Annotated in this window: 2 protein-coding genes and 2 pseudogenes; all 4 read right to left on the bottom strand. The window is 72.4% G+C overall.

The genetic code is table 11. The annotated features are described in order from the left end of the window. Window positions 1–775 (bottom strand): ATP-binding cassette domain-containing protein (locus tag x551_RS19505; protein ID WP_036250389.1); only part of this gene is annotated, 775 nt, incomplete at its 3' end. Continuing rightward, entirely contained in the window at window positions 772–1,464 is a 693-nt protein-coding gene (locus x551_RS19500; protein ID WP_081771417.1) for a cysteine hydrolase family protein, read from the bottom strand. The genes x551_RS19500 and x551_RS19505, both read right to left, overlap by 4 nt. A gap of 18 nt (window positions 1,465–1,482) precedes the next feature. Then, window positions 1,483–2,399: pseudogene (locus tag x551_RS19495) on the bottom strand (ABC transporter permease). 52 nt (window positions 2,400–2,451) lie between these two features. Then, window positions 2,452–3,547 (bottom strand): annotated as a pseudogene (locus x551_RS19490) (ABC transporter permease). Window positions 3,548–3,906 lie beyond the last annotated feature (359 nt).

Here is a 3,906-nt window from a genome sequence, read left to right as displayed (position 1 = left end):
CGCGGGCGCTGCCGCCGGCGGTCTCGCCGATCATGGCCTGCGCCAGCTCGGCCGGCGTGGTGTCGGGCACGCCCACGCCGTGCACCTTGCGACCGCGGCGCAGCACCGTCACGCCGTCGGCGTAGGCCATCACCTCGCGAAACTTGTGCGTGATCATCAGCACCGTGCATTCGCCGCGCCGCGCGACGGCACGCACGAAGGCCAGCACCTCGTCGGCCTCCTGCGGCGTGAGCACCGAGGTGGGCTCGTCCAGGATCAGCAGCCGAGGCTTCAGGTAGAGCTGCTTCAGCAGCTCGAGCTTCTGCTTCTCGCCGGCGGCCAGCTGGGCCGGCGTGGCGTCGAGGTCGAGCGTGAACGGCGTGGTGGTCAGGAACTCGGCCAGCGCCTTGCGCTCCTTGGCCCAGTCGATCAGCGCCGGCGTGCGGCCGCCGGCCAGCAGCAGGTTCTCGGCCACCGTCATGCCGGGCGCCAGCGTGAAGTGCTGGTAGACCATGCCGATGCCCAGCGCGCGCGCGACGATGGGCGAGGCGATGTCCTGCTCGCGGCCGTCGATCAGCACCGCGCCGTGCTCCGGCGGGTGGTAGCCAGCCACGCACTTGACCAGCGTGGACTTGCCCGCGCCGTTCTCGCCGAGCAGCGCATGCACCGAGCCGGCCGGCACCTGCATCGACACGCCATCCAGCGCGGTGAAGCTGCCGAAGCGCTTGGTGAGCTCGAAGGTGTCGAGCGCGAGTGCGCCCTCGGTCGGCGGTCGGGGGTCGAGCGGGGCGGTCATGCCAGCGTCTCCAGCACCGCGGTGGACGACGCCACCGCGCCGAACACGCCGCCCTGCATCTTGACCATGTGCAACGCCGCGAGGTGGTTGCTGGGGTCGGTGGCCGCGGTGCAGTCCGACAGCAGCAGGCATTCGTAGCCGCGGTCGTTGGCGTCGCGCATCGTGGTGTGCACGCACACGTCGGTGGTGATGCCGGCGAGCAGCAGGTTGCGGATGCCGCGCACGCGCAGCAGCATGTCGAGGTCGGTGGCGTAGAACGAGCCTTGCCGGGCTTGTCGATCACCGGCTCGCCGGGCCGTGGTGCCAGCTCGGGGATGATTTCCCAGCCCGGCTCGCCGCGCACCAGGATGCGGCCGCAGGGGCCGACGTCGCCGATGCCCACGCCGCCGGTGCCGGCACGGCGCGAGCGCCAGCGCTTGTTGGCCGGCAGGTCGGCGAGGTCGGGGCGGTGGCTTCGCGGGTGTGGATGATGTGGAAGCCAGCGTGCGCAGGCGCGCCATCAGCCGCTTGATCGGCTCGATGGGCGCGCGCGTCAGCGCCAGGTCGTAGCCCATCTTGTCGACGTAGCCGCCGACGCCGCAGAAGTCGGTCTGCATGTCGATGACGATCAGCGCGGTGTTGTCGGGGCGCAGGTCGCCGTCGTAAGGCCAGGGGTAGGGCTCGGCATCGACGAAGGATTCGTTGGGCATCGCAGGCTCCTTCTTCTCTCAGCGCGCGGACGACAGCTCGCCCGGGCTGCCCTGCGCCACGCTGCCGGGCCGCAGCTCAGCACCAGGATCACCAGCGTGAGCACATAGGGCACGGCACTGAACAGGTAGTAGCCCTGGCTGATGCCGATGGACTGCAGCGCCGGGCCGATGGCGCCGGCCCCGCCGAAAAGCAGCGCCGCGCCCACGCAACGCAGCGGACTCCAGCGCGCGAAGATCACCAGCGCCACGGCGATCAGGCCCTGGCCCGAGGAGATGCCCTCGTTCCAGCTGCCGGGGTAGAACAGCGTGAGCGACGCACCGCCCAGCCCGGCGATCGCGCCACCCGCCGCGGTGGCGGCGATGCGGATCGCGCCGACCGAGTAGCCGAGCGCGCGCGTCGCGTTGGCCGAGTCGCCGGCCAGCCGCACCAGCAGGCCCCAGCGGGTGCGCGCGAAGCCCAGCCACAGCACGACCGCGAGCACGATGCCCAGCGGCAGCAGCGGGTTGATCTGCAGCGCGGCCTGCACCACGCTCGACTCGCTCCAGCCGCCCAGCGCGAAGGGTGTGAGCTGCGGCGCCTGCGGCTGGATCAGCGGCTTGCCGAGGTAGAAGGCCAGGCCGGTGCCGAGCAGCATCAGCGCGATGCCGGTGGCCACGTCGTTCACGCGCGGCAGCGTGCACAGCAGCCCGTGCAGCAGCGCCAGCAGCGCACCGGCGCCGGCCGCGACCAGCACGCCGACCCACACCGAGCCGCTGAGATAGGCGCCGCCGAAGGCCGCCATCGCCGACAGCACCAGCACGCCCTCGAGGCCGAGGTTGATGCGGCCGGCCTTCTCGGTGAGGCACTCGCCGAGGCTCACGAACAGGAAGGGCACGCCGACGCGCAAGGCGCCGCCGAGGATGGCGGCGGAGAAGGCGATCAGGGTGTCGCTCATGACGTGGCTCCCGTGTGCTCGATCGCCCGCTGCTTCGTCGTCATCCTCGTCATCACGTTCCCCCGCCCTTGACCTTCAACTGCACCGGCGCCGCCGGCCCGGCCGGGGGCCTGAGCTTCACCGCGGCGGCGCGCCAGTCGATGCCGCGCAGCGCCTCGCTGGCGAGGATCAGCACGAAGGCGATGCCCTGCAGCACCTGCACCGAGGCGTCGGGCAGGTCGAGCCGGCGCTGCAGCAGGCTGCCGGCCGCGCCGAAGCCACCGAACAGGATGGCGACCGGGATCACGGCGATCGGGTTGTGCCGTGCGATGAAGCTCACCAGGATGCCCGCGTAGCCGTAGCCGGCGATGATGGAAGCGTTGGCGTTTGTGTGCACCGCGGCCACCTCGATCGCACCGGCCAGCCCGGCGCAGGCGCCGCCGATCGCGCAGGCGATCAGGATCAGCCGCTGCCGGCAGGCCCACCAACTGCGCGGTGCGCGGGTTGCCGCCGACCACGCGCACCGCGAAGCCGCGCGCGGTGAGCGCGAGCCACAGGCCCAGCGCCGCGCAGGCCAGCAGGCCCAGCACCAGGCCCCAGTGCACGTCGGAGCCGAACATGCCGCCGATGCGGATGCCTTCGTCCAGCGCGCGCGTGGACGGCTTGTTCAGCGTGGCCGGGTCACGCAGCGGGCCCTCGACGATCTGCTTGAACAGTGCGATCGCGATGTAGGCGAGCAGCAGGCTGCTGATGGTCTCGTTGACGCCGCGGTACTGCCGCAGCGCACCGGCCAGCGCGATCCACGCGGCGCCGGCCGCCATGCCGGCCGCGCAGACCAGCACGGTGCCGATCACGTTGCCCGGCAGCGGCACCGCGTAGGGCAGCGCCGCTGCGGCCAGGCCGCCGAGCACCAGCGCACCTTCGCCGCCGATGATCACCAGGCCGGCACGCGCCGGCAGCGCGACGCACAGCGCAGTGAGCATCAGCGGCGCGGCGCGCTGCAGCGTGTTCTGCCAAGAGAACCAGTCGCCGAAGGCGCCCTTGAACAGCAGCACCCAGACCTCGACCGGGTCGGTGCCACCGAACCACACGAACACGCCGAACAGCAGCAGCGCGGCGAGCAGCGCGCCGATCGGCAGCAGGATGTCGGCGAGGGCAGTGCTGCGCATGGCGGTCGGCTCCGGTGGCGTTCTTCAGAGGTGCGCGCAGGCGCGGCAGGCGGTGGGCGCCGGGGCGGTGATGGGGTGCAGTCGGCGCGCTGCGCCGACTGCGCTGCGGTGCGCGTGCCGCAGGCGCGTCGCGCAACTCGCTTTGTTCGCTGCGCGAACTGCGCTCGGACAAGCACGACGGATCGGATCACGAAGCGCGCTGCGCGCGCCGCCTGCGGCCCTGTGCTCCTCGCTGCACCCCGACACCGCCCCGGCGCCCACCGCCTGCCGCGCTGAACTCTCGGTGGCAGACCATCGCGGCGCGGCACCGATGTCTCTGCCGGGGTGTGGCCGGCCGGGCCGGGGGGCGCGTGAGAGGC

Origin of the sequence: Methylibium sp. T29, assembly GCF_000576205.1 — a bacterium.
In the GTDB taxonomy this organism is placed as follows: Bacteria; Pseudomonadota; Gammaproteobacteria; order Burkholderiales; family Burkholderiaceae_C; genus Methylibium; species Methylibium petroleiphilum.
Note: the sequence above shows the minus strand (reverse complement) of the source record. Positions and strands in the feature narration are given on the sequence as shown.

Coding starts and splice junctions, on each gene's coding strand:
- x551_RS19500 (WP_081771417.1), bottom strand. CDS start 1,464: ATGCCCAACGAATCCTTCGTCGATGCCGAGCCCTACCCCTGGCCTTAC.